The sequence below is a fragment of the Ulvibacter sp. 2210JD10-4 genome (genome assembly GCF_058148525.1).
This window is the reverse complement of record NZ_JBYVJZ010000001.1, coordinates 562,385-582,698: the sequence shown is the minus strand read 5'-3', so window position 1 is coordinate 582,698 and position 20,314 is coordinate 562,385. Positions and strand designations below refer to the sequence as shown.

Here is a 20,314-nt window from a genome sequence, read left to right as displayed (position 1 = left end):
TGATAAGAAAGCATAACAAACTACTTCAAAAACTGCTGTATTTTGAGTACATTTGAAAACGACTTGTATGGGAATTTTAAAAACACGCAAAAACAAAAAATTTAGTTATAATCCGCGTTATTACAAAAACGAAGGAGAAGGAAGCCCCTTTGAGATTAAACATAGATTTGATGAATTTCGAACTACTGTTGGCAGTAATCCCGGACTAAAAGGAAAGTTTAGAAATGCCTGGGAAGATTTACGCCATTCTAAAAACAGAAGTGCAAACCGAAGGCTCATTTTCATTATTGCAATTTTAGTTTTATTATTTCTGTACATAATCGATTTCGATTTATCTATATTTTTTCAGAAGTTATAATGACTGATATTATTCAGCTTTTACCAGATCATGTTGCCAATCAAATAGCAGCCGGAGAGGTCGTACAACGTCCTGCTTCTGTAGTAAAGGAATTGTTGGAAAATGCCATCGATGCAAAAGCTACCACTATCACTTTGGTAATTAAAGATGCCGGGAAAACACTTATACAAGTTACTGATAATGGTATTGGAATGAGTGCAACCGATGCCCGTTTGTGCTTTGAACGTCATGCAACTTCAAAGATCAAATCTGCAGAAGACCTTTTTAATATCCATACCAAAGGCTTTCGAGGTGAAGCACTGGCATCTATTGCAGCTATTGCTCATGTTGAGTTAAAAACCAAAACCGGGGAAACGGAGGTTGGTACAAAGATCACAATCGAGGGAAGTGAAGTTACTTCACAAGATGTAGCTGTTGTACCTAAGGGCACGACTATTTTAGTAAAAAACCTGTTTTATAATATTCCTGCTCGGCGTAATTTTTTGAAGAGTAATCCTGTGGAAACACGCCATATTATTGATGAATTTCATCGTGTGGCATTAGCACACCCACAGATCACATTTGTTATGCTCCACAACGGGAGTGATGTCTTTAATTTACTTTCCAGTAATTTACGGCAACGAATTGTAAATATCTTTGGAACCAAAACCAATGAAAAGTTAGTTCCGGTAGCAGAAGAAACAGAGATCGTTAAAGTAAACGGGTTCGTATTAAAACCTCAATTTGCTAAAAAAAGCAGAGGTGAGCAGTTCTTTTTTGTGAACGACCGCTTTATTAAAAGTCCATATTTACACCATGGAGTTAATGCCGCGTTCGAGGGATTGATAAAAGAAGGTACACAACCAGGGTATTTTTTATTCCTTGAAGTGGATACAAAATCCATCGATATCAATATCCATCCTACCAAAACCGAAATCAAGTTTGATGATGAACATGCCATCTATGCAATGCTTCGGGCTACAATTAAGCATAGTCTGGGGCAATTTAGTATTGCTCCCGTTCTCGATTTTAATAAAGATTCCGGCTTCGATACTCCTTATGAATACAGTAAGAAATCACCGGTAGCTCCTACGATCGAGGTGGACAGAGATTTTAATCCTTTTCAGAAAGACGCAAAGAAGGGTATTGGAAATACTTCGTATAAACGTGAGAAAGATGCATCATGGGAATCTCTCTATGTAGGCTTAAAACAAGATACCGGGGAAGTTACGTCTGTGGAGAACATTGAGTTTGAAAGTGAAGAAGTGACCGGAAGTCTTTTTAACAACGAAAATGAAGAAGCTAGGCAAATTACCTTTCAGCTTCAAAATAAATACATTATGAGCCCTATAAAGAGTGGGATGATGGTAATTCACCAGCATTTGGCTCATCAACGTATCTTATATGAAGAATTACTTAAAAATATTACGGTACAAGAAGCTGTAAGTCAACAATTACTGTTTCCATTACAACTACATTTTACCAAACCAGATATCAAAGTATTAGAAAAAGTAAGAGAACAATTAGAGCACACCGGTTTTGTTTTTTCTGCATTAAAAGATGAGCAGGTAGAAATTAGTGGTATTCCCGTATCTATTATTGAAAGCCATGTAGAAAATGTTTTGGAATCTTTAATAAGTGATATTAATGAGGAAGTTCCGGAGGCCGGATTTAGCCAAAATGACCTTCTGGCAAAGTCTATGGCAAAGAGTATGGCAATAAAAACCGGAACAACTTTAAACAAAGTGGAACGTGAACATTTGATCAATCAATTGTTTGCATGCAAAGAACCAAGTATGTCGCCCTACAACAAACCAATTTTAGTTACGTTTGATGTAACCGACTTTGATAAAAAATTTATGTAGATGGGAAGAATTACAGAAACAGTTAAAATATTAATCATTGTTAACGTTTTGGTCTATGCTGGTTCCATGCTATCTGGTGAAGCAGCGTACAGATTATTTTCCTTGTATTATTTCGAAAATCCAAATTTTCAGATCTGGCAACCTATCACGCATATGTTCATGCATGACAGCAATAGCTTCATGCATATATTATTTAATATGTTTGCGCTGTATATGTTTGGTTCGCCTTTAGAAGCACAGTGGGGCCGGAATAAGTTTTTATTCTTTTATTTTTCAGCCGGATTAGGTGCTGTTCTAATACATACTTTGGTTGGTTATTATCATTTTCATGCGGGTTTTTCAGATTTGGTACAGGCAGGGCTTAATGAAACACAAATTTTTGAGTTATTAAATTCAGCAGAGGGCCAGATTCTTTCTTCAGGTCAATACAGTGTTAATGTGCCTAATGGAATGGATACTTCTAATATCGAGGATATGATAAGGACCTATATTACAAGTGCTGTAGGTGCATCGGGAGCTATTTACGGAGTACTGGTTGCTTTTGGATTGATGTACCCAAATGTGAAATTGATGCTTATCTTTTTACCAATACCCATTAAAGCTAAGTATTTTATTCCTGCATTAATAGTGTTGGATTTATTTTCCGGGATCACAGGGTTTTCACTATTTGGGCAGAATATTGCAAATTGGGCGCATATTGGAGGGGCACTATTTGGATTTATTATGGCCTACTATTGGAAAAAGAACAGTTTTGATAATCATCGTTGGAATTAGAGATGGCAGCTAATAGTTTATCATATCAATTTAAAACTGCAGGAATAGTAGTAAAATTAATTGTAATTAATCTTGCTGTTTTTCTGCTGGTAAATCTTTTTGCATTCTTTTTTAACATCCCGGTTGCACAACTAACCAGTTGGTTTGTATTGCCGGATTCTTTTACTGAATTTATCACCCAACCCTGGGCATTTCTAACCTATGGTTTTCTGCATTTTGGTTTTTGGCATCTTTTCTGGAATATGCTTTGGCTTTATTGGTTTGGCGGTTTTGTTCTCAATTTATTTACTCCTAAAAGGTTTTTAACCATCTATTTATTAGGAGCCATCTGCGGAGGCTTGTTATATGTACTTTCGTATAATTTGTTTCCTGTTTTCTCCAACGAACGAGGTTATTTATTAGGAGCTTCGGCAGCAGTAACAGCCATTGTTGTATTTATTGCAGCATATACACCTAACACAGCTGTAAGGATTTTCTTTTTTACCGTTAAGCTATGGCATATCGGAGTCTTTTTTGTGTTGAAGGACTTGATTCAATTACCTACTTCTGGGAATGCCGGAGGACTCTTGGCTCATTTAGGAGGTGCTGTATTTGGTTATCTATATGCAATGCAATTAGCAAAAGGAAATGATATAGGCCGCTGGTTTGAAAATATTTTAGATTGGTTTGAAGGTATATTCACTCCTCGCACAAAAAAACCATTTAAAAAAGTACATCGTACAACACGTAAGGATTCTGTTCGTTCTAAGAATAATAACGAAAAGACTAACAACCAAAAGAAAGTAGACGCTATTTTAGATAAAATAGGGAAAAGTGGGTATGATAGTCTTACAAAAGCTGAAAAAGATTTTCTGTTCAAGGCAGGAAAAGAAGACTAACCAAATGCGTTCAAAAAAAAAGGGGCTTTTTTATAAACTTATTTTTTGGGGTAACTCCATAGCAGCGTTTCTGCTATTGGTTTCCTTTATTTTGCCCTATTTACCCCCCAAAACCTTTCCAACACTTTCATTATTAAGCCTTGCAGTTTCTCCGTTACTATTACTTAATATACTATTTGCTGCCTATTGGTTGTTTCGGTTGAAACGAAAAGCTTTAGTGTCACTTTCCGTGTTATTTATTGCCTATTTTCACTTTAATCCTTTTTTTGAAATCTCTTCGGAGGGAGACCCTTCAAAATATACCAATACATTAAGTATTTTGAGTTATAATGTCCGATTGTTCAATGCATACGAAAAAGAACCGTCTACAGATGTTTCAGAAACTATTTCAGAAATATTGGAGAAGGAACATCCGGATATTGTTTGTATCCAGGAATATTATAGGGACAGTAACTTTGATTTTTCCTTATATCCTTTTCAATTTATTCATTTTAAAGATGGTAATAATAAATTAGGGCATGCTATTTTTTCAAAATATCCTTTTGCAAAAACCGGAGCTTTTGATTTTGCAGATTCACATAACAATACCTTATATGCTGATGTTGTAAAAGGAAAAGACACACTTCGGGTATATAATTTGCATTTACAATCGCTGGGAATTTTACCAACGGTTGGTTATTTGCAAGAAGGGAATAAAGACAGGTTACGTAAGAGAATGTCCCGCGCTTTTGTAATGCAAGAAAAACAGACCAATGCTATTTTGGATCATAAAGCAATTTCGCCATATCCTGTGATTGTTAGCGGGGACTTTAATAACACACCTTTTTCGTATGTATATAGAAAGCTACAAGAAAATATGACCGATGCTTTTATTGCACGTGGTTCCGGAATTGGAACTACTTATAAATTTGACGGGTACCCTATGCGTATTGATTATATTCTAACTTCTGAAATGTTTGACGTCTTAATGTTTGACACGGTAAAGAAATCTTTTTCGGATCACTATCCGGTGACCGCAACTTTAGGGTGGGGAGCTAAAGCTGAAGATTGATTTGTTGCGACTCCAGATAAAATAGTGTATTAGGCCCTTCATTAAATAAAAGATCCAGTACCGAAAGATTGGATAAAAAATCATGATGCGTCTCTAATACCTGAGTGTAAGGCGATAAATTGTATTTTTTTTCTTTTTTTGCTTCCACCATAAAGCGAAGGTCAGTAATGATAGGGCTGCTCTCAAATGTTTCCGTTTTTGAAAAAACAACCTCAATTCCTATTAAATCACAAAGAACTTCATAAATGGTAAGGTTATGGTGTAACAGGCCTTTTACCGGTTTTGTAAATAAGGGTTCTAATTCGTCTTCATAAAATTCAAAAAAAGGGGAAGTCCGATATGCAGTTTGTAAAGACTTCCAATGTTGTGACTGCCAGTTAAAGTCATTTTCCACAATCACATTTTTTGTTTTTTGCCGTGTACCGTCTTTGGAATGTTTGATGGGCACATTCAACAAGAGCTTTCCATTGGAATGGGCAATGTAGGCTCTGTTTCTATAAGTCTGTTTTTGGTAATTATCCTCTACTTCAAAAATTACTTCATCCGCATTTACCACACTTACCATTTGAGCAATGGAAGGAAAATAGGTTGGATGAAGAAGGATCTTTTTCATAAACGTTTTGTGTTGATACGTTTATTTTTTAGCCTTTCTCTTTTTTCTAAAGAAATTAAAAACAAACCAGGCTCCAAGTACCATTAAGAAGTATTTAAAATATGATACCGGTTGTCCACTTCCGCCTACTGTAGTAAATAAACGTTCCCAACGAATTTTATTGGCGAGGCCTTTTGCATTGCTATCCCAGCTCATCCATACAAACACGGGTTTCCCCACTACGTGATTAAATGGAACATAGCCCCACATACGAGCATCTTGAGAATTACTTCGGTTATCACCCATCATCCAGTAGTAATCCATTTTAAAAGTATATTCGGTAATTGGAGAACCGTTTAGTAAGACTTGGGTTCCGGATTGGGTAATTTTATTGTCTAGCCCAATTTCACTGCCTTCATACACTTCTATGATCCTTTTGTATAAAGAAATGCTTTCGGGTGTAATAGCTACACTGGCACCGGCTTTTGGGATATAGATTGGGCCAAAGAAATCGGTATTCCAGGAAAATTGAGAATCTTGCGGAAAGGTACCGGGATTACGCTCTCCCTTTTTTGCCGTAGTTTTAATGATAGTATCAAGATTCGGATAATTTTTAAACTTTTCATATTCGGCATCGGTCATATGTGCTTGAAAAGTCCGATAGTTTTGATCCATGGGATATAGATCGGTAATATTATATTGCTCTATGGCAAACTGTGGATTTAATGATTTTGAAGTCGCAAATGCATAGCCAAACTGAAGCTTGGCCCTGTCCGGTAATTCGTTTTGTTTACCATTAATATATACATAGCCGTCACGCACTTCCAAAGAGTCTCCCGGAAGGCCCACACAACGTTTTACATAGTTTGATTTTTTATCAATTGGCTTGTAAGCATAGCCTTTGGGAGGAGGCCCTATGTCTATAAAATTATCTACTGGCCAACTAAAAACAACAATATCATTTCGTTCTATATCCTGAAATCCGGGAAAGCGAAAGTAGGGTATTTGTGGTTTTGGCAGGTACGATTTTGTTTTTATTACCGGAATAGTATCGTGCACCATCGGAAAGGCGATTGGTGTCATTGGTGTCCGTGCACCGTAATGATATTTACTTACAAATAGAAAATCACCAACTAGTAAGGTCTTTTCCAAAGAAGAAGTTGGAATAGTAAAGGGCTGCATGAAGTACGTATGTACAATGGTAGCTGCCACTACTGCAAACAAAATTGAGCTTACCCATTCTCCGGTGGATGTTCTTGGTTTTAAGTCTCTTTCTTTTATATATGTTACATCTTGTGTATAGTTAATGTAAAAAATATAAAGTCCTAGAGTAATTACTCCCAAAACAGTGTCTGTAGTACTATTTCTTCCAAAACTCCGAAGTGTTTCAACCCAGATCACCGGAAACATAATGAGGTTTACAATAGGGACAAAGAGCAAGATAGTCCACCACCAGGGGCGGTTGATAATTTTCATTAATACAATAGAATTGTATATGGGAACGGCTGCTTCCCAGGCCTTTCTCCCTGCTATGGCATACAACTTCCAGGTACCCATAAAATGGATCAGCTGAATGATAAGAATAAATAGTAACCAACCTGTAAAACTCATAATCTAATTTTTTATACTGAATTGTTTCAGCATTTTAATTTTTATGTGATCTGAAGTACATCTCGCATCGAATATACTCCTTTTTTATGCTGAAGCCATTCTGCTGCCAGAATTGCTCCTATGGCAAACCCATCTCTGGAATGTGCTACATGTTTCAATGATATGGTATCGATCTGTGACGTATATGAAACAAGATGTGTTCCTTTTACATCATCGACACGCTGTGCCGTAATTTCAATTTCATCTTCATGTGCATCATTCAATTTCCAATCTTTTTTATTGGAATGCTCTATAATTCCTTCAGCTAATGAAATTGCTGTTCCACTTGGTGCATCTTTCTTTTGCGTATGGTGAAATTCTTTAATGGTAACATTATATTCCTTCCAATGTCTTAGTAATTTTGCTGCATATTCATTAAGGTTAAAAAATAAATTTACACCAACGGAAAAATTGGACGCATAAATAAAGCTTCCGTTACAGGCTTCACATTTATTTATGATTTCTTTATAATGTGATAACCATCCTGTAGTCCCTGATACAACCGGAATCCCTTTGTCCAAACAGTTGGAAATATTCTTTACGGCAGCTTCGGGAGTTGAAAATTCTATAGCAGCATCTGCATCTTCAAGATCTCCTTTCGTGGTACTCGCCGTACTTTTAAACACAATACTATGCCCTTTTTCAATAGCAAGACGTTCTATGGTCTTACCCATTTTTCCGTATCCCAAAAGAGCTAGTTTCATTTTAGATTGTACTTGAGTGACAAACCATAATTAGCTTGTGCGTTAATAGGATTCATATCAAAATTGGGCTGCAATGAAAGGTCATCACTAACATTGAATTGCCTTAAATGTGCATCTACATTCGCGTCAACGATATTTACCAAATAAAATGCCAGAGCGACTATAATGCTTATATCTTTATTTTTCTGAGCGCTTTTTTGGGCATCGATCAAACGATCTGTGGAAATGCCTTGAAATTCATCGTCATCAAATCCGGCCAGGCGTCGTTTATAAGCATCCCGAAAACGGTCATAATCTTTATCGTTTTCTAAATAAAAGTAGACTCCTGTGGTCATCCCTGCATAAATGATAGGTATCTTCCAGTATTTTTTATTGTAAGCCTGCCCGAGACCGGGTAATACGGCGGAGTAAAAGGCGGCTGTAGAAGGAGCCAGAGGATTATAGGCTTCTTTTGCCGAAAGACTATCTTTCACTACTAATACGCGGTCGTTTTTAACGGAAAGTGAATCTGTGGTTTGGGCAAATAAAGAGAGTGCCGGAATTAAAATTAAGATATATAAAAGCCTACTTTTCACTTTTTATGAGCTTCAGGATACGTTGTAAGTCTTCCTTGTTCTTAAAGGGTACTACCAATTGTCCTTTCCCGGAATTTGAAACTTTTACATCTACTTTGCTGTCAAATAAGCTGGCAAGCTCTTTTTTAGCATCAGTTGCAAAAGAGGGTAAAGCCCTTTTTTTGGGTGCTTGACTATTAGTTGGAGATTTGAGTTTTCGAACCAAGGCTTCGGTGTCCCGTACCGAAAGTTTTTGGGTTAGGATCTTTTCATAAATATTCAACTGTTCATTAGTATCTTCAATATTTATTAAAGCCCTGCCATGCCCCATAGTTATAAAACCATCACGCATTCCCGTTTGAATGATGGGATCTAACTTCAGTAAACGCAGGTAATTGGCAATGGTTGACCGATTTTTACCTACCCGGTCACTTAATTCTTCCTGGGTAACTTCAATTTCTTCAATAAGCCGTTGGTATGAAAGTGCAATTTCAATTGGATCTAAATCCTGACGCTGAATATTTTCAACCAGTGCCATTTCCAATGACTCCTGATCGTTGGCAATACGAATGTATGCAGGGATCGTTTCTAAACCAATTAATTTTGAAGCACGGAAACGACGTTCCCCACTTACTAATTGATATTTATTGAAATCTAATTTGCGTACGGTAATGGGCTGGATCACCCCCAGTTCTTTGATAGACGAAGCTAATTCACGTAAAGATTCTTCATTGAAACTGGTTCGGGGTTGAAAAGGATTTACTTCAATAGCGTTAAGCTCCAATTCAACAATATTCCCCACCACTTTGTCCGCATTCTTATCATTTGCAGATGTAATATCGTTAGAAGGATCTTTCAATAAAGCGGAAAGACCTCTTCCCAATGCTTGTTTTTTTGTTGCTTTTGCCATTAGGATTACCGGTTTTTCTCAATTAATTCCTGTGCTAAACTTAAGTAATTATTGGCACCTTTACTACCTGCATCGTAACTAATAATGCTTTCCCCATAACTGGGCGCTTCACTTAAACGTACATTTCGCTGAATGATTGTTTTAAAAACCATTTCGTCAAAGTGTTTTTTTACTTCTTCAACTACCTGATTTGAAAGGCGTAAACGCGAATCGTACATGGTTAGCAATAAACCTTCAATATCAAGGTTTTCGTTATGTATCTTCTGAACACTTTTAATAGTATTTAGTAGTTTTCCAAGGCCTTCCAGGGCAAAGTATTCACATTGAATGGGAATCATGACGCTATCTGCTGCTGTAAGGGCATTTAATGTTAACAAACCAAGTGATGGTGCACAGTCTATCAATATAAAATCGTAGTTAGCTCTAAGGCTTTCAATTGCACTTTTAAGCATATATTCACGATTCTCCTTATCTACCAATTCTATCTCGATAGCTACCAGGTCTATATGGGATGGGATGAGGTCCAGATTAGGTGAATTTGTAGGTACGATGGTTTCTTTTGCAGATACCGTATGTTCCAAAAGCTGATAGGTTCCTTTTTCAACACTTTCTACATCAATGCCTAAGCCTGAAGTTGCATTGGCCTGGGGGTCTGCATCAATCAAAAGTATTTTTTTTTCTAAAACGCCTAAGGAAGCCGCTAAATTTACTGAAGTTGTGGTTTTACCCACACCTCCCTTTTGGTTTGCAATAGCAATTATTTTACCCATCAAATTCTTACAAATTTTAGCCATAAAAATACAACTAATTATGCGGATAGAAAATGAATTTTGTTAACAGGAAGTAAACATTTTCTACTTGTGGAGAATATCCAATTTGAAGAACTGCTAAGGATTTTCAGGTATAAACCCACGTTCAGGACATAAATCTTAAAAAGAACAAGTTGCAATTTGTATCTTAGCGATGAATCATAAAACCGTGATGTTTAAAAAAATAGTTAAGTTAAGGACGTTGGTATTGTTATTTTTTATAGGAATAGCAGTCGGTTCCATCTGGTATTATAATTTGTCCAACAGGCATAAGGCTATTGTTAAAACCAGGTTACTCCATGGTTTCCGTATTATAGACCACAGTTGGGAAATTTTCAGAAACGAGGAGACGCTTAAGCTGGAATCTCCGGATCTTTTAGTGGATAACATTTACCAGTCAATGGACGGCCCACAGGCTATTCTTAATATCAATGTGAATCCAGATTCTTCAAAAAGCAAATGGATCACCGGATTTAAAGCCGAAGTTTTTAGAGAAGGTACCAACAAGCATAACAATGATTTTTTATGTCATACCAATATTGATTTTTTTGATCCAATTCATTATAAAAATCTGAATATGCCAAAGAGAATCAATAAGCAGTATCCCAGGCTTGGGACTTTATCGAATGGTATTAACGAACTGAATTTCCCTGAAGGTTTTGGATTTCCCATAGCAGCAGGGGATAAGTTTATAGTCGCCTCAAGAACGCTCAACCACAATATCGAAGATGCCTTTTTCAAGGTAAAACATCTCATTGAGTTTAAATTGGAAGAAGGTGATAAACACTTGAAACCGCTAGTCCCAAAGGCTTTGGTATTGCTACAGGATTATGACAGGGACAATCCTTATGACCCCAATGAAAAGAAGGATCCTAACCTTTGCACGCCTATCGATCTAAAAAACCATTCATATGTTGACGAAGACGGCACTTGGCTTGCTGCCCACTGGGTGTTACCGGAAGGTAACCATCATTATGAGTTTGATGTTACTTATCAATTTAACTTGAAAGAAGACACAACTATCCACGCAATGGCAGCACATTTACATCCCCATGCTCAAGCTTTTACATTGTTCGATGTAACAAAAGGAGAGCCTGTTTATACTTTTAATTGTGAAAATTATGAAGATAAGATAGGCTTAAAACATGTGCCTGTCTATTCCAGTACTAAGGGAATACCGCTAAAAGCAGATCATCAATACAAACTTATTTTAGTGACAGATAATCCTTCAGATGGTTTTAGGGATATGATGGCTGTGCTATTCGTTTATATTTACGATCGTGAAATGGATGAGCATTTGCAAAAAAGAAAAAATGAAAGCGCAACTTATTAGAAACTGTCCTAGGATTTATTTTTTTTAGACCGGATCATCATTTCCAGCATGTCCCACATTTCTTCCGGGACATCTTCGAGAAGATTCATTTGCCCGGCACCTTTTAACCACTCACCGCCATCAATTGTAACTACTTCACCATTAAGATAAGAAGAAAAATCGGACACCAAATATGCGGCGAGATTTGCCAATTCCTGATGATCACCCACTCGTTTTAACGGAACCTTTTTGGCCAGATCAAACTTTTCTTTTAGGTCTCCCGGCAATAACCTGTCCCAAGCACCTTTAGTAGGGAAGGGGCCGGGTGCAATAGCATTAAAACGCATACCGTATTTTGCCCATTCTACAGCCAAAGAACGTGTCATTGCCAATACTCCGGCTTTTGCTGTAGCACTTGGCACTACATAAGCAGAACCCGTCCAGGCGTAGGTTGTTACTATATTTAATACTACTTTATTGGTTTCTTTTTTATCGATCCAGTATTTTCCATAGGCCAATGTGCAGTTTTTAGTACCTTTTAAAACAATATCTATGATAGTATCGAAAGCGTTTGCTGAAAGTCTTTCGGTAGGGGAGATAAAATTTCCCGCTGCATTATTGAGTAATACATCTACACTCCCAAATTCTTTAATGGATGATTCCACCATAGCTTCTACCTGGTCATAATGACGTACATCACATTGTACCGGAAGTATTTTTCCTCCGGTCTGAGCCTCCAATTCTACTTTAACAGTTTGTAGTTTTTCTATATTTCTGGAAGTAATAACTACATTGGCACCCAACTCCAGAAAGTAAGTGCTCATAGACTTTCCTAATCCACTGCCACCGCCTGTCACAACAATGGTCTTTCCTTTTAACGCATCATCGCGCAACATTTTTTCTGAATAATTCATTATACGTCTTTATTAAATTGGAGTTATAAAAGTAACGAAACTCAATTAATTATTATGCATGCACAGTATTTTTTTAAGAATTCATTGTTCGGTATACCATGCAGTGCTTAAATCGGGTATCATTAATGATTGACGGATGCTGTACGGTACCTATAAATTTCATTCCTATTTTTTTCATCACATTTTCTGAAGCCAGATTTGTATTGGTTGCAAAAGCGACTACTTCCTTTAATCCAAATCTGGAAAAAGCAGCATCCAGAGAAGCTTTAGCAGCCTCTGTGGCGTATCCTTTACCCCAGGCAGATCGCTTTAATCGCCAGCCTATATCAACGGCAGGTGTATATTCACTTTCCCATGTCTGGTTTGCAAGTCCTGTAAAACCTATAAATTCTGAAGTTTCCAGGAGATCAACAGCAAAATAGCAATAACCATATTTTTCAAAATGAAGTTGTAACCTTTTGATGAGGTTTTTGGACTCTTCTTCAGATAATAACTTCGGAAAGTGTTGCATGACCGCTTCATCTTTTCCCATTTCAATAAACGGAGCAATATCTGAAGGCTGCCAGTTTCGCAGGCCCAGTCTTTCGGAAGTAATAATATAATCTATCATTCGGCGACAGAATCTATCAAAATCTGAAGCATTTCAATTGCTGCTTCACTTATTTTAGTCCCCGGGCCATAAACAGCAACTGCTCCGGCATCAAATAAGAAGTCATAATCTTGTGTGGGAATCACACCTCCTACAATTACCATGATATCTTCCCGGCCGTAATTTTTTAATTCTTCAATAACTTGTGGAACCAATGTTTTGTGTCCAGCTGCCAGAGAAGAAACTCCCAAGACATGGACATCATTTTCAATTGCTTGCTTGGCTGCTTCCGCAGGTGTCTGGAACAGGGGTCCGATATCTACATCAAATCCAACATCGGCATATCCGGTAGCTACTACTTTTGCACCACGATCATGACCATCTTGCCCCATTTTTGCGATCATAATACGCGGACGGCGCCCTTCCAGTTCCGCAAATTGATCTGCCATTTGTCTCGCTTTTTCGAACGAGGGATCCTTTTTAATTTCTTTACTATACACGCCGCTAAATGATTTTATTTGTGCTTTATAACGTCCAAATTCTACTTCAAGAGCATCACTAATCTCGCCCAGAGTTGTTCTTTCCCTTGCCGCTTCAATAGCTAAAGCTAATAAATTTCCTTTACCTGTCTTGGCACATTGCGTTAATTTTGAAAGTGCTTCCTTAACTTTTAGAGTATCACGTGTTGCTTTGATTTGGTTTAAGCGTTCAATTTGTGCCAAACGTACTTTTTGATTGTCAACATCCAGAATTTGAAGTGGGTCTTCCTGTTCCAGGCGATATTTGTTCACACCAACAATAATATCCTGACCGCTATCAATACGTGCTTGTTTTCGCGCTGCAGCTTCTTCAATACGCAGCTTGGGTATTCCCGCTTCAATAGCTTTGGTCATACCCCCCAGTTCTTCTACTTCCTGAATAAGTTTCCAAGCTTTTTCTGCAATATCGTTCGTTAGATTTTCAACATAATAACTTCCTGCCCATGGGTCTACTGTTTTTGTAATTCTTGTTTCTTCCTGAAGATAGAGCTGTGTATTTCTGGCAATACGTGCAGAAAAATCTGTTGGTAAGGCAATAGCTTCGTCCAGAGCATTGGTATGCAGGGATTGAGTACCTCCAAAGACTGCAGCAGCAGCTTCGATACATGTTCGAGCCACATTATTGAACGGGTCTTGTTCTGTTAAACTCCAGCCACTTGTTTGAGAATGTGTTCGTAGTGCAAGTGATTTTTGGTTTTTAGGATTGAATTGTTTTACCAATTTAGCCCATAACATTCTTGCAGCTCTCATTTTGGCAATTTCCATAAAGTGATTCATTCCTATTGCCCAAAAGAAGGAAAGGCGAGGGGCGAAAGTATCAATATCCATTCCTGTAGCAATTCCGGTACGTATGTATTCCAATCCATCGGCAAGTGTGTATGCTAATTCAATATCACAGGTAGCACCGGCTTCCTGCATATGGTACCCGGAAATTGAAATAGAATTGAACTTAGGCATGTTCTTGGAAGTAAATTCAAAAATATCACTGATGATCTTCATGGAAGGAGTGGGGGGGTAGATATACGTATTTCGTACCATGAACTCCTTTAAAATATCATTTTGGATAGTTCCTGCTAATGCTTCGGGTGAAATGTCTTGCTCTTCGGCTGCAGCAATATAGAAAGCCATAATGGGCAACACCGCACCATTCATGGTCATTGATACACTCATTTTGTCTAGTGGAATCTGATCGAACAAGATCTTCATGTCCTCTACACTATCAATCGCTACTCCGGCTTTTCCTACATCGCCTACCACACGTTCGTGGTCACTATCATACCCACGATGTGTTGCAAGATCAAAGGCTACTGACAACCCTTTTTGTCCTCCGGCAAGATTTCTGCGATAGAAGGCATTGCTATCCTCGGCAGTAGAAAACCCGGCATATTGTCTAATTGTCCAAGGTCTCCGAACATACATGGTAGAATAGGGTCCGCGTAGATAAGGTGCAATACCGGCAGCAAAGTTGAGATGCTTTAGGGTTTCAATATCTTTTGCAGCATACTTTTTCTTTACATCAATATCTTCAGCTGTTGAAAATGTTTGGGAGTCCCCCGAGTTTTTCCTCAAAAGGTTATCCGATGCTGGCAAAGACATATGTTGTATATTTTTTCTACTCATTTTCTGCTGGTTTCGGAAAATCTATATCCAATAGGTATTGGTAATAAGTATCCAAGGTAATAAACATGGCAAAATGCTTGTCTTGTAGTGTATTACGACTGTTTACACGGTATATTTCTGCCATTATTTTTGGAGAGAGGGAATTTACATTAGACAAATTCTCTAATTTGATCTTTATGTCTCCATCTTCTATTTTTGAGATCAGGCACTGCACAAATTCGCTATTATAGTTAAGATTGCTTTCTCCTGAATTTTTATCCCATAACTGACTTTCTTTCTTTAATTCTTCTATTAATTTTATGGTATGTGGTGAAACAATATTTTTGTAATCGGCATTACCCATGGCTCCCGGAAAAATGAAGTTTGCATACCCGTATTCAAGAAATATGATACTGTTTGGGCTATAGTTTTCATTATTGTAGAATGATCCTATATCGTTTTCAAAGCTGTACAGAGCTTCATGTATAAGTTTGCTGTCAACTCCCGGACAATCTACTACTTGTTCTTTTTTCTGGTACTTATATTCTATTGTTTCACTACAACTAATAGTAAACAAAACTATAAATAAGATCGAAATAAGTTTCTTAATTTTATTCATTGTTTAAACGTTCTTGTTCAGGCTTTTCGGAAAGTCTTCTTTCGATAACAGGTTGTATGATTGTTTTTCTGTTTTTTGTTTTCAGGAAGGGAAATAATTCGAGATTTTCTTTCATACGGTTATCCGCATTTGTGTATTTATTTGTCCCTACTAAAATCAATTCTCCATTGTCAAATTGCTGTTGCTCTTTTTGGGCACTCTCTGCTATTTTACGTTGAATGGTTCCTTCTTTTAATTGCTGAAGAAACCCTCCTCCGGTTTCTATTTCTTTGAAAATCTGGAGTGCTTTATCAGCTAATTCAGCTGTAAGGTTTTCTATATAATAAGTCCCGTCTGCAGGATTTCCCGTTGCATCAAAGTAACTTTCTGCTTTCAGAATTAGTAACTGGTTGCGAGAAACTCGTTCTCCAAATTCATTGCTTTTATGGTATATGGCATCATAAGGTAGATTGCTAACGGTATTGGCTCCTCCCAATATTGCACTCATACATTCAGTAGTAGTTCGTAGCATATTCACATTATAATCATAAAGCGTTTTGTTACGTTTTGAAGGTGTTGCTACAATGTGACAATTTTCCGAAAAATTGTATTCTTTTGCCAGCACTGCATATAATTTACGCAAGGCTCTGATTTTTGAAATTTCAAAAAAATAATTAGAACCTATTGACAGATGAAATGTTATCTTCAGGTCTTTTTGTTTCTGAAAATGGTTTAAATATTCATTAACATGTGCCAAAGCATAGGCGAGTTGTTGAACGATATTAGCTCCCGCGTTTTGGTATAGGGTGGCATCTATGCTTAGCCAATTTTCGTCAGTATTTTTCAGAATGATATTCTCCAGAACCTCATGATCCTGTTTCCGGTTCTGAAACCAATTTCCGGTTCGTGCCAGATTACCTATCAGATCTATATTGTAAAATACCAAAGCACTTTTAGAAGCTAAAAGTTGTTTCAGTTTTACAATAAAATCTTCGGAAAGAAATTTAAAGTTAAAGTAAATTATAGTTGCCGAAAAGGGAAAGTCTTTAAAAAGAGTGTCAATACTGAATTCCTTTTCAGCAATGAAGGTAATGGTTTCGGCACCACGTGCTATTGCATCTATGGCGAGCATATTAGCAATGTTCTCATCATCCACAAAAACAGATTGGTTTATACACCATGAATCGGGATGTCCCGGAACAGGAGGGAATTCATCTTTAAAATTGTCTAAATGATAAAATGGCTTTACATGGATGCCTTCGTTACTTTGCCAGATCAAAGAGTCATTATAATCAGCTCCTTTTAGATCTACCTGTATTTTTTGCTTCCATTGCTTGGCGGAAACAGTATTGAATTCATCAAATAAAAACTCACTCATCCTTTTTCTTTTTTTTCAGGCTGTCTTCGTGTTCTATGATAAAAATATCTTCATTTTCCTTTTTGAGGAAATATTTTTCCCGGGCAAACTTCTCTACTTCATTGCTATCTTTCATTTTTTCAATAAAAGCTTTGTCTTTTTTTATTTCTTCTTCGTAGAATTCTTTGTTTTCTTCTAAAGCTTTTATATCATCATTCAGCTCTTTATGAATTAAGAATGAATTTGTGTCAAAAAAAAACATCCAGATTATAAATAGCGCTAGAATAACAACGTAAGTTGTCCCTAGTCTTTTAACCCATTTATTCTTTATGATTTCTGAAAATGACACGATGTTTCTATCCTAATTTTTGATGAATTATAGTTCTTATTAGATCCACGGCAACCGTATTATATCTATTAGTTGGTATGATAATGTCTGCAAATTCTTTTGTGGGTTCTATAAATTGCTGATGCATTGGTTTTAGAGTTGTCTGATAACGATTCAATACTTCTTCCAGATCTCTGCCACGTTCTGCGATATCCCTCTTCAGTCTTCTTATGAGTCGTTCATCACTATCTGCATGAACGTATACTTTTATATTGAACATTTCCCGGATTTCGGGATTGGTAAGGATTAAAATCCCTTCTACAATAATTACCTTTTTTGGGTAAATAGTTATGGTTTCTTTGGTACGGTTATGATCTACAAAAGAATATACCGGTTGCTCAAAAGAATTTCCTTTGCGAAGTTCTTCTAAATGTTCTACCAACAAATGAAAATCGATAGCTTGGGGATGGTCGAAATTGATCTTTACACGGTCTTCAAAAGATAAATGACTAGTGTCTTTGTAGTAGGAATCTTGTGAGATAACACATACTTCACCTTTAGGAAGTTCTTCGATGATCTGCTGAACTACGGTGGTTTTTCCACTTCCGGTTCCTCCTGCGATACCAATTATAAGCATAGATATTAAGGTTTTGACAAATGTAGTGAGATTTCCCATTTTGAGGTTTATGGCTAGCTATTTTTTCGTTATTGTTACAACTTCTTCATTATAGGTTATTTTATTTTGATATTTCTTCAATAATAGATAGCGTTATTTTATGCCTGTGTAATTTCTTGAGAAATTAGAAATATTAGGCTTATAATAGTATAAATATAAAAGAGTTCTTCCTATTAATATTTGTTTTTTGTTCCCCATTTAAATATTTGAAAAAGAGCTACTTAATTGGGATGATTTAAACAATGACAAGCGTCATAAAATCAATTTTTTTTCTATGATTCTTATCATAGTTAAAAATAATTTTCAGCAATAACTTTGTAGTAAAAGTTACATAAACTATAAACTGTAATTATGAAAATTCTTTGTGCATTCTTCTGCTTCTTTATAGTATTTAACTCTATTGATTCATTTTCTCAACAATCAGATTTAGACTTAAATAATTCAAAAGCAAACTTTTCTTTATCTGATTATAATTTAGATAAAAGTAACTCTAAGTTCATAATTAAAGGAACTTCTTCTTTACATGATTGGGAAATGATTTCTGACACTTTTGATGGTGATTTAGTAATTGATAACACAAACAATGAAAATCCGGATGTAAAGAAAATACATTTAAAAATAAGAGTAGAAAGCTTTGAAAGCGGTAATAGAATAATGAATAAAAAATGTTACAAAGCACTAAAATTTGAAGAAAATCCAGATATCTATTATCAGTTTAATGAGTTGAGAGAAATAAAACGCAGTACTACTGCCAGTACCTATACTGCCAAACTGAATGGAACATTGGACATAGCAGGAAAAACTAAGCGGGTTGACATATTAGTAGCTATAATTGTAAAGGGTGATAAAATTAGTATTAAAGGTGAAAAAGCACTAAAAATGTCAGATTTCGATGTAGAGCCACCAGTAGCACTATTAGGAACAATAAAAACAGGAAATGATATAACAATCGAATTTAATTTAAACTATTTACAACTATGAAACATTTATTAAAAAAAATACTCGTATTGAGTTTATTATTGGGAGTATTAACATCTTACGGCCAAAATAAACGGAGCTTAAACAATTTTAGGGAACCAAGTAAAGAAGGTATTAATGTCTTTGAGGCACCAAAAGACACTGCTGTAATCAAAGCTTTTGAAGGTATAAAAGTTCGTATTGGAGGTTCTTCTACATTACAGTTTCAAGCCTTAGATCACTCTAACGGTTATAACCCGGATAATAATAAGGAAGAGCTACCACTAATTGAAATTGGTAATAATTTCAACTTAGCTACTGCAAACTTAGATTTGGATGTTGCTTTAGGAGACGGTTTACGAATGCATTTACGTACCTATCTTTCTTCAAGACACCACCCGGAACCTTATGTAAAGGGAGGGTATTTTCAGGTAGATAATTTAAATTTTATCGAAGAAGGATTACTAAGTGATATAATGAAGGTTGCTACAGTGAAAATTGGTCATATGGAAATCAATTACGGAGACACTCACTTTAGAAGATCTGATAACTCTCAGGCTATTTACAATCCATTTGTAGGTAATACGATTATAGATGCATTTACTACTGAAGTTGGATTAGAAGTTTATGTACAAACCAATGGATGGTTAGGTATGGTTGGGATGACAAATGGTAAGCTCAATCAAGCAGTTACCAATCCGGATACAACATCACCTTCCTTTGTTGCTAAATTAGGATATGATAAACAGGTAAATGAAGATTTGAGAGTAAGGATAACAGGTTCTGTTTATAATACAGCACAAGCTAAAGGCACCTATCTTTATGATGGTGATAGAGCAGGGTCCAGATACTATTTGGTATTAGAAGATGAAGAAGCTTCAGCAAAGTCTAATTTCAAATCTGGTAGATATAATCCGGGATTCGAATATGAACTTAATGCAATCATGATCAACCCATTTATTAAATATCAAGGATTGGAAGTTTTTGGAATGTATGAGATGTCTACCGGTAAAAGTGCCGGAGAAATTGATGCTCGCGATTGGACGCAATATTTAGTCGAGGTACTTTACAGATTTGGAAGTAAAGAGAATTTTTACTTAGGTGGTCGATATAATAATGCCAGTGGTGAAGAAAGAGGAACCGGTAATGATGTTACTATTGACAGATTTAATGTTGGTGCAGGTTACTTTTTAACCAAAAATGTATTGGCTAAACTTGAATATGTTAGTCAAACATATGACGGTTTTGATGTTGGAAACATTTTTAATGAGGGTAAATTTGATGGAATCGTTTTTGAATCCGTCATTAGTTTCTAAGTAGT

At 36.4% G+C, this 20,314-nt stretch carries 21 protein-coding genes; 8 read left to right on the top strand and 13 right to left on the bottom strand.

What is annotated here, in order from left to right; translation table 11 throughout:
• The first annotated feature begins 67 nt into the window (after positions 1–67).
• Genes ACY2RT_RS02930 through ACY2RT_RS02910 form a run of 5 tightly spaced genes read left to right on the top strand, consistent with a single transcriptional unit; the run spans position 68 to position 4,905 of the window.
• Positions 68–358: a riboflavin synthase subunit beta gene (locus tag ACY2RT_RS02930; RefSeq protein ID WP_490154374.1), complete on the top strand. Its 291-nt coding sequence runs from the start codon at positions 68–70 to the stop codon at positions 356–358.
• Positions 358–2,202 (top strand): DNA mismatch repair endonuclease MutL, encoded by a 1,845-nt coding sequence (gene mutL, locus ACY2RT_RS02925; protein WP_490154373.1) that lies wholly within the window; start codon positions 358–360, stop codon positions 2,200–2,202. Before ACY2RT_RS02930 ends, mutL begins: the two co-directional genes overlap by 1 nt.
• A complete protein-coding gene (locus tag ACY2RT_RS02920) occupies positions 2,203–2,976 on the top strand; it encodes a rhomboid family intramembrane serine protease (protein ID WP_490154372.1) in 774 nt (257 codons plus the stop codon).
• Between the two features lie 2 nt (positions 2,977–2,978).
• Positions 2,979–3,854: a rhomboid family intramembrane serine protease gene (locus ACY2RT_RS02915; protein WP_490154371.1), complete on the top strand. Its 876-nt coding sequence runs from the start codon at positions 2,979–2,981 to the stop codon at positions 3,852–3,854.
• Positions 3,855–3,858: 4 nt separating this feature from the next.
• Positions 3,859–4,905: an endonuclease/exonuclease/phosphatase family protein gene (locus ACY2RT_RS02910; protein ID WP_490154370.1), complete on the top strand. Its 1,047-nt coding sequence runs from the start codon at positions 3,859–3,861 to the stop codon at positions 4,903–4,905.
• Here ACY2RT_RS02910 and ACY2RT_RS02905 read toward each other — a convergent pair.
• The 6 genes from ACY2RT_RS02905 to ACY2RT_RS02880 are packed head-to-tail and all read right to left on the bottom strand — an operon-like array spanning position 4,889 to position 10,085.
• Positions 4,889–5,518: a WbqC family protein gene (locus ACY2RT_RS02905; protein WP_490154369.1), complete on the bottom strand. Its 630-nt coding sequence runs from the start codon at positions 5,516–5,518 to the stop codon at positions 4,889–4,891. The two genes, ACY2RT_RS02910 and ACY2RT_RS02905, sit on opposite strands and share 17 nt — an antisense overlap.
• A gap of 21 nt (positions 5,519–5,539) precedes the next feature.
• Positions 5,540–7,108 carry a signal peptidase I gene (gene lepB, locus ACY2RT_RS02900; protein ID WP_490154368.1) on the bottom strand — a complete coding sequence of 523 codons (1,569 nt, stop codon included), beginning with the start codon at positions 7,106–7,108 and terminating at the stop codon, positions 5,540–5,542.
• 41 nt (positions 7,109–7,149) lie between these two features.
• Positions 7,150–7,851 carry a 4-hydroxy-tetrahydrodipicolinate reductase gene (dapB, locus tag ACY2RT_RS02895; RefSeq protein WP_490154367.1) on the bottom strand — a complete coding sequence of 234 codons (702 nt, stop codon included), beginning with the start codon at positions 7,849–7,851 and terminating at the stop codon, positions 7,150–7,152.
• A complete protein-coding gene (locus ACY2RT_RS02890) occupies positions 7,848–8,426 on the bottom strand; it encodes a DUF5683 domain-containing protein (RefSeq protein ID WP_490154366.1) in 579 nt (192 codons plus the stop codon). Before ACY2RT_RS02890 ends, dapB begins: the two co-directional genes overlap by 4 nt.
• On the bottom strand, positions 8,416–9,315 hold the full coding sequence (locus ACY2RT_RS02885; RefSeq protein ID WP_490154365.1) for a ParB/RepB/Spo0J family partition protein: 900 nt from the start codon (positions 9,313–9,315) through the stop codon (positions 8,416–8,418). The genes ACY2RT_RS02890 and ACY2RT_RS02885 overlap by 11 nt, the downstream gene beginning before the upstream one ends.
• Positions 9,316–9,320: 5 nt before the next feature.
• Entirely contained in the window at positions 9,321–10,085 is a 765-nt protein-coding gene (locus ACY2RT_RS02880; protein WP_490154364.1) for a ParA family protein, read from the bottom strand.
• Positions 10,086–10,296: 211 nt separating this feature from the next.
• Here ACY2RT_RS02880 and ACY2RT_RS02875 point away from each other — a divergent pair, with 211 nt between their 5' ends.
• The gene (locus ACY2RT_RS02875) at positions 10,297–11,457 is read left to right on the top strand and encodes a hypothetical protein (RefSeq protein WP_490154363.1); all 1,161 of its coding nucleotides are present in this window, start codon (positions 10,297–10,299) and stop codon (positions 11,455–11,457) included.
• Between the two features lie 8 nt (positions 11,458–11,465).
• On the opposite strand, the gene ACY2RT_RS02870 is transcribed toward ACY2RT_RS02875, so the two are convergent.
• The 7 genes from ACY2RT_RS02870 to udk form a co-directional block, all read right to left on the bottom strand.
• Positions 11,466–12,350, bottom strand: coding sequence for an SDR family oxidoreductase (locus ACY2RT_RS02870; protein WP_490154362.1), 885 nt, complete (start codon positions 12,348–12,350; stop codon positions 11,466–11,468).
• A gap of 73 nt (positions 12,351–12,423) precedes the next feature.
• On the bottom strand, positions 12,424–12,960 hold the full coding sequence (locus ACY2RT_RS02865; RefSeq protein ID WP_490154361.1) for a GNAT family N-acetyltransferase: 537 nt from the start codon (positions 12,958–12,960) through the stop codon (positions 12,424–12,426).
• Positions 12,957–15,098: a methylmalonyl-CoA mutase gene (scpA, locus tag ACY2RT_RS02860; protein ID WP_490154360.1), complete on the bottom strand. Its 2,142-nt coding sequence runs from the start codon at positions 15,096–15,098 to the stop codon at positions 12,957–12,959. Before scpA ends, ACY2RT_RS02865 begins: the two co-directional genes overlap by 4 nt.
• Positions 15,091–15,696, bottom strand: coding sequence for a hypothetical protein (locus tag ACY2RT_RS02855; RefSeq protein ID WP_490154359.1), 606 nt, complete (start codon positions 15,694–15,696; stop codon positions 15,091–15,093). The genes scpA and ACY2RT_RS02855 overlap by 8 nt, the downstream gene beginning before the upstream one ends.
• Positions 15,689–17,053: a methylmalonyl-CoA mutase subunit beta gene (locus ACY2RT_RS02850; protein ID WP_490154358.1), complete on the bottom strand. Its 1,365-nt coding sequence runs from the start codon at positions 17,051–17,053 to the stop codon at positions 15,689–15,691. Before ACY2RT_RS02850 ends, ACY2RT_RS02855 begins: the two co-directional genes overlap by 8 nt.
• Positions 17,046–17,381: an FtsB family cell division protein gene (locus tag ACY2RT_RS02845; protein ID WP_490154357.1), complete on the bottom strand. Its 336-nt coding sequence runs from the start codon at positions 17,379–17,381 to the stop codon at positions 17,046–17,048. Before ACY2RT_RS02845 ends, ACY2RT_RS02850 begins: the two co-directional genes overlap by 8 nt.
• Before the next feature lie 7 nt (positions 17,382–17,388).
• Positions 17,389–17,997, bottom strand: a complete 609-nt coding sequence (gene udk, locus ACY2RT_RS02840; RefSeq protein ID WP_490154356.1) for a uridine kinase — start codon at positions 17,995–17,997, stop codon at positions 17,389–17,391.
• 390 nt (positions 17,998–18,387) lie between these two features.
• On the opposite strand from udk, the gene ACY2RT_RS02835 reads away from it, so the two are divergent.
• Together ACY2RT_RS02835 and ACY2RT_RS02830 are read left to right on the top strand one after the other, a co-directional pair.
• Positions 18,388–19,017, top strand: coding sequence for a YceI family protein (locus ACY2RT_RS02835; protein ID WP_490154355.1), 630 nt, complete (start codon positions 18,388–18,390; stop codon positions 19,015–19,017).
• Positions 19,014–20,309, top strand: a complete 1,296-nt coding sequence (locus ACY2RT_RS02830; protein ID WP_490154354.1) for a hypothetical protein — start codon at positions 19,014–19,016, stop codon at positions 20,307–20,309. Before ACY2RT_RS02835 ends, ACY2RT_RS02830 begins: the two co-directional genes overlap by 4 nt.
• Positions 20,310–20,314: the final 5 nt, after the last annotated feature.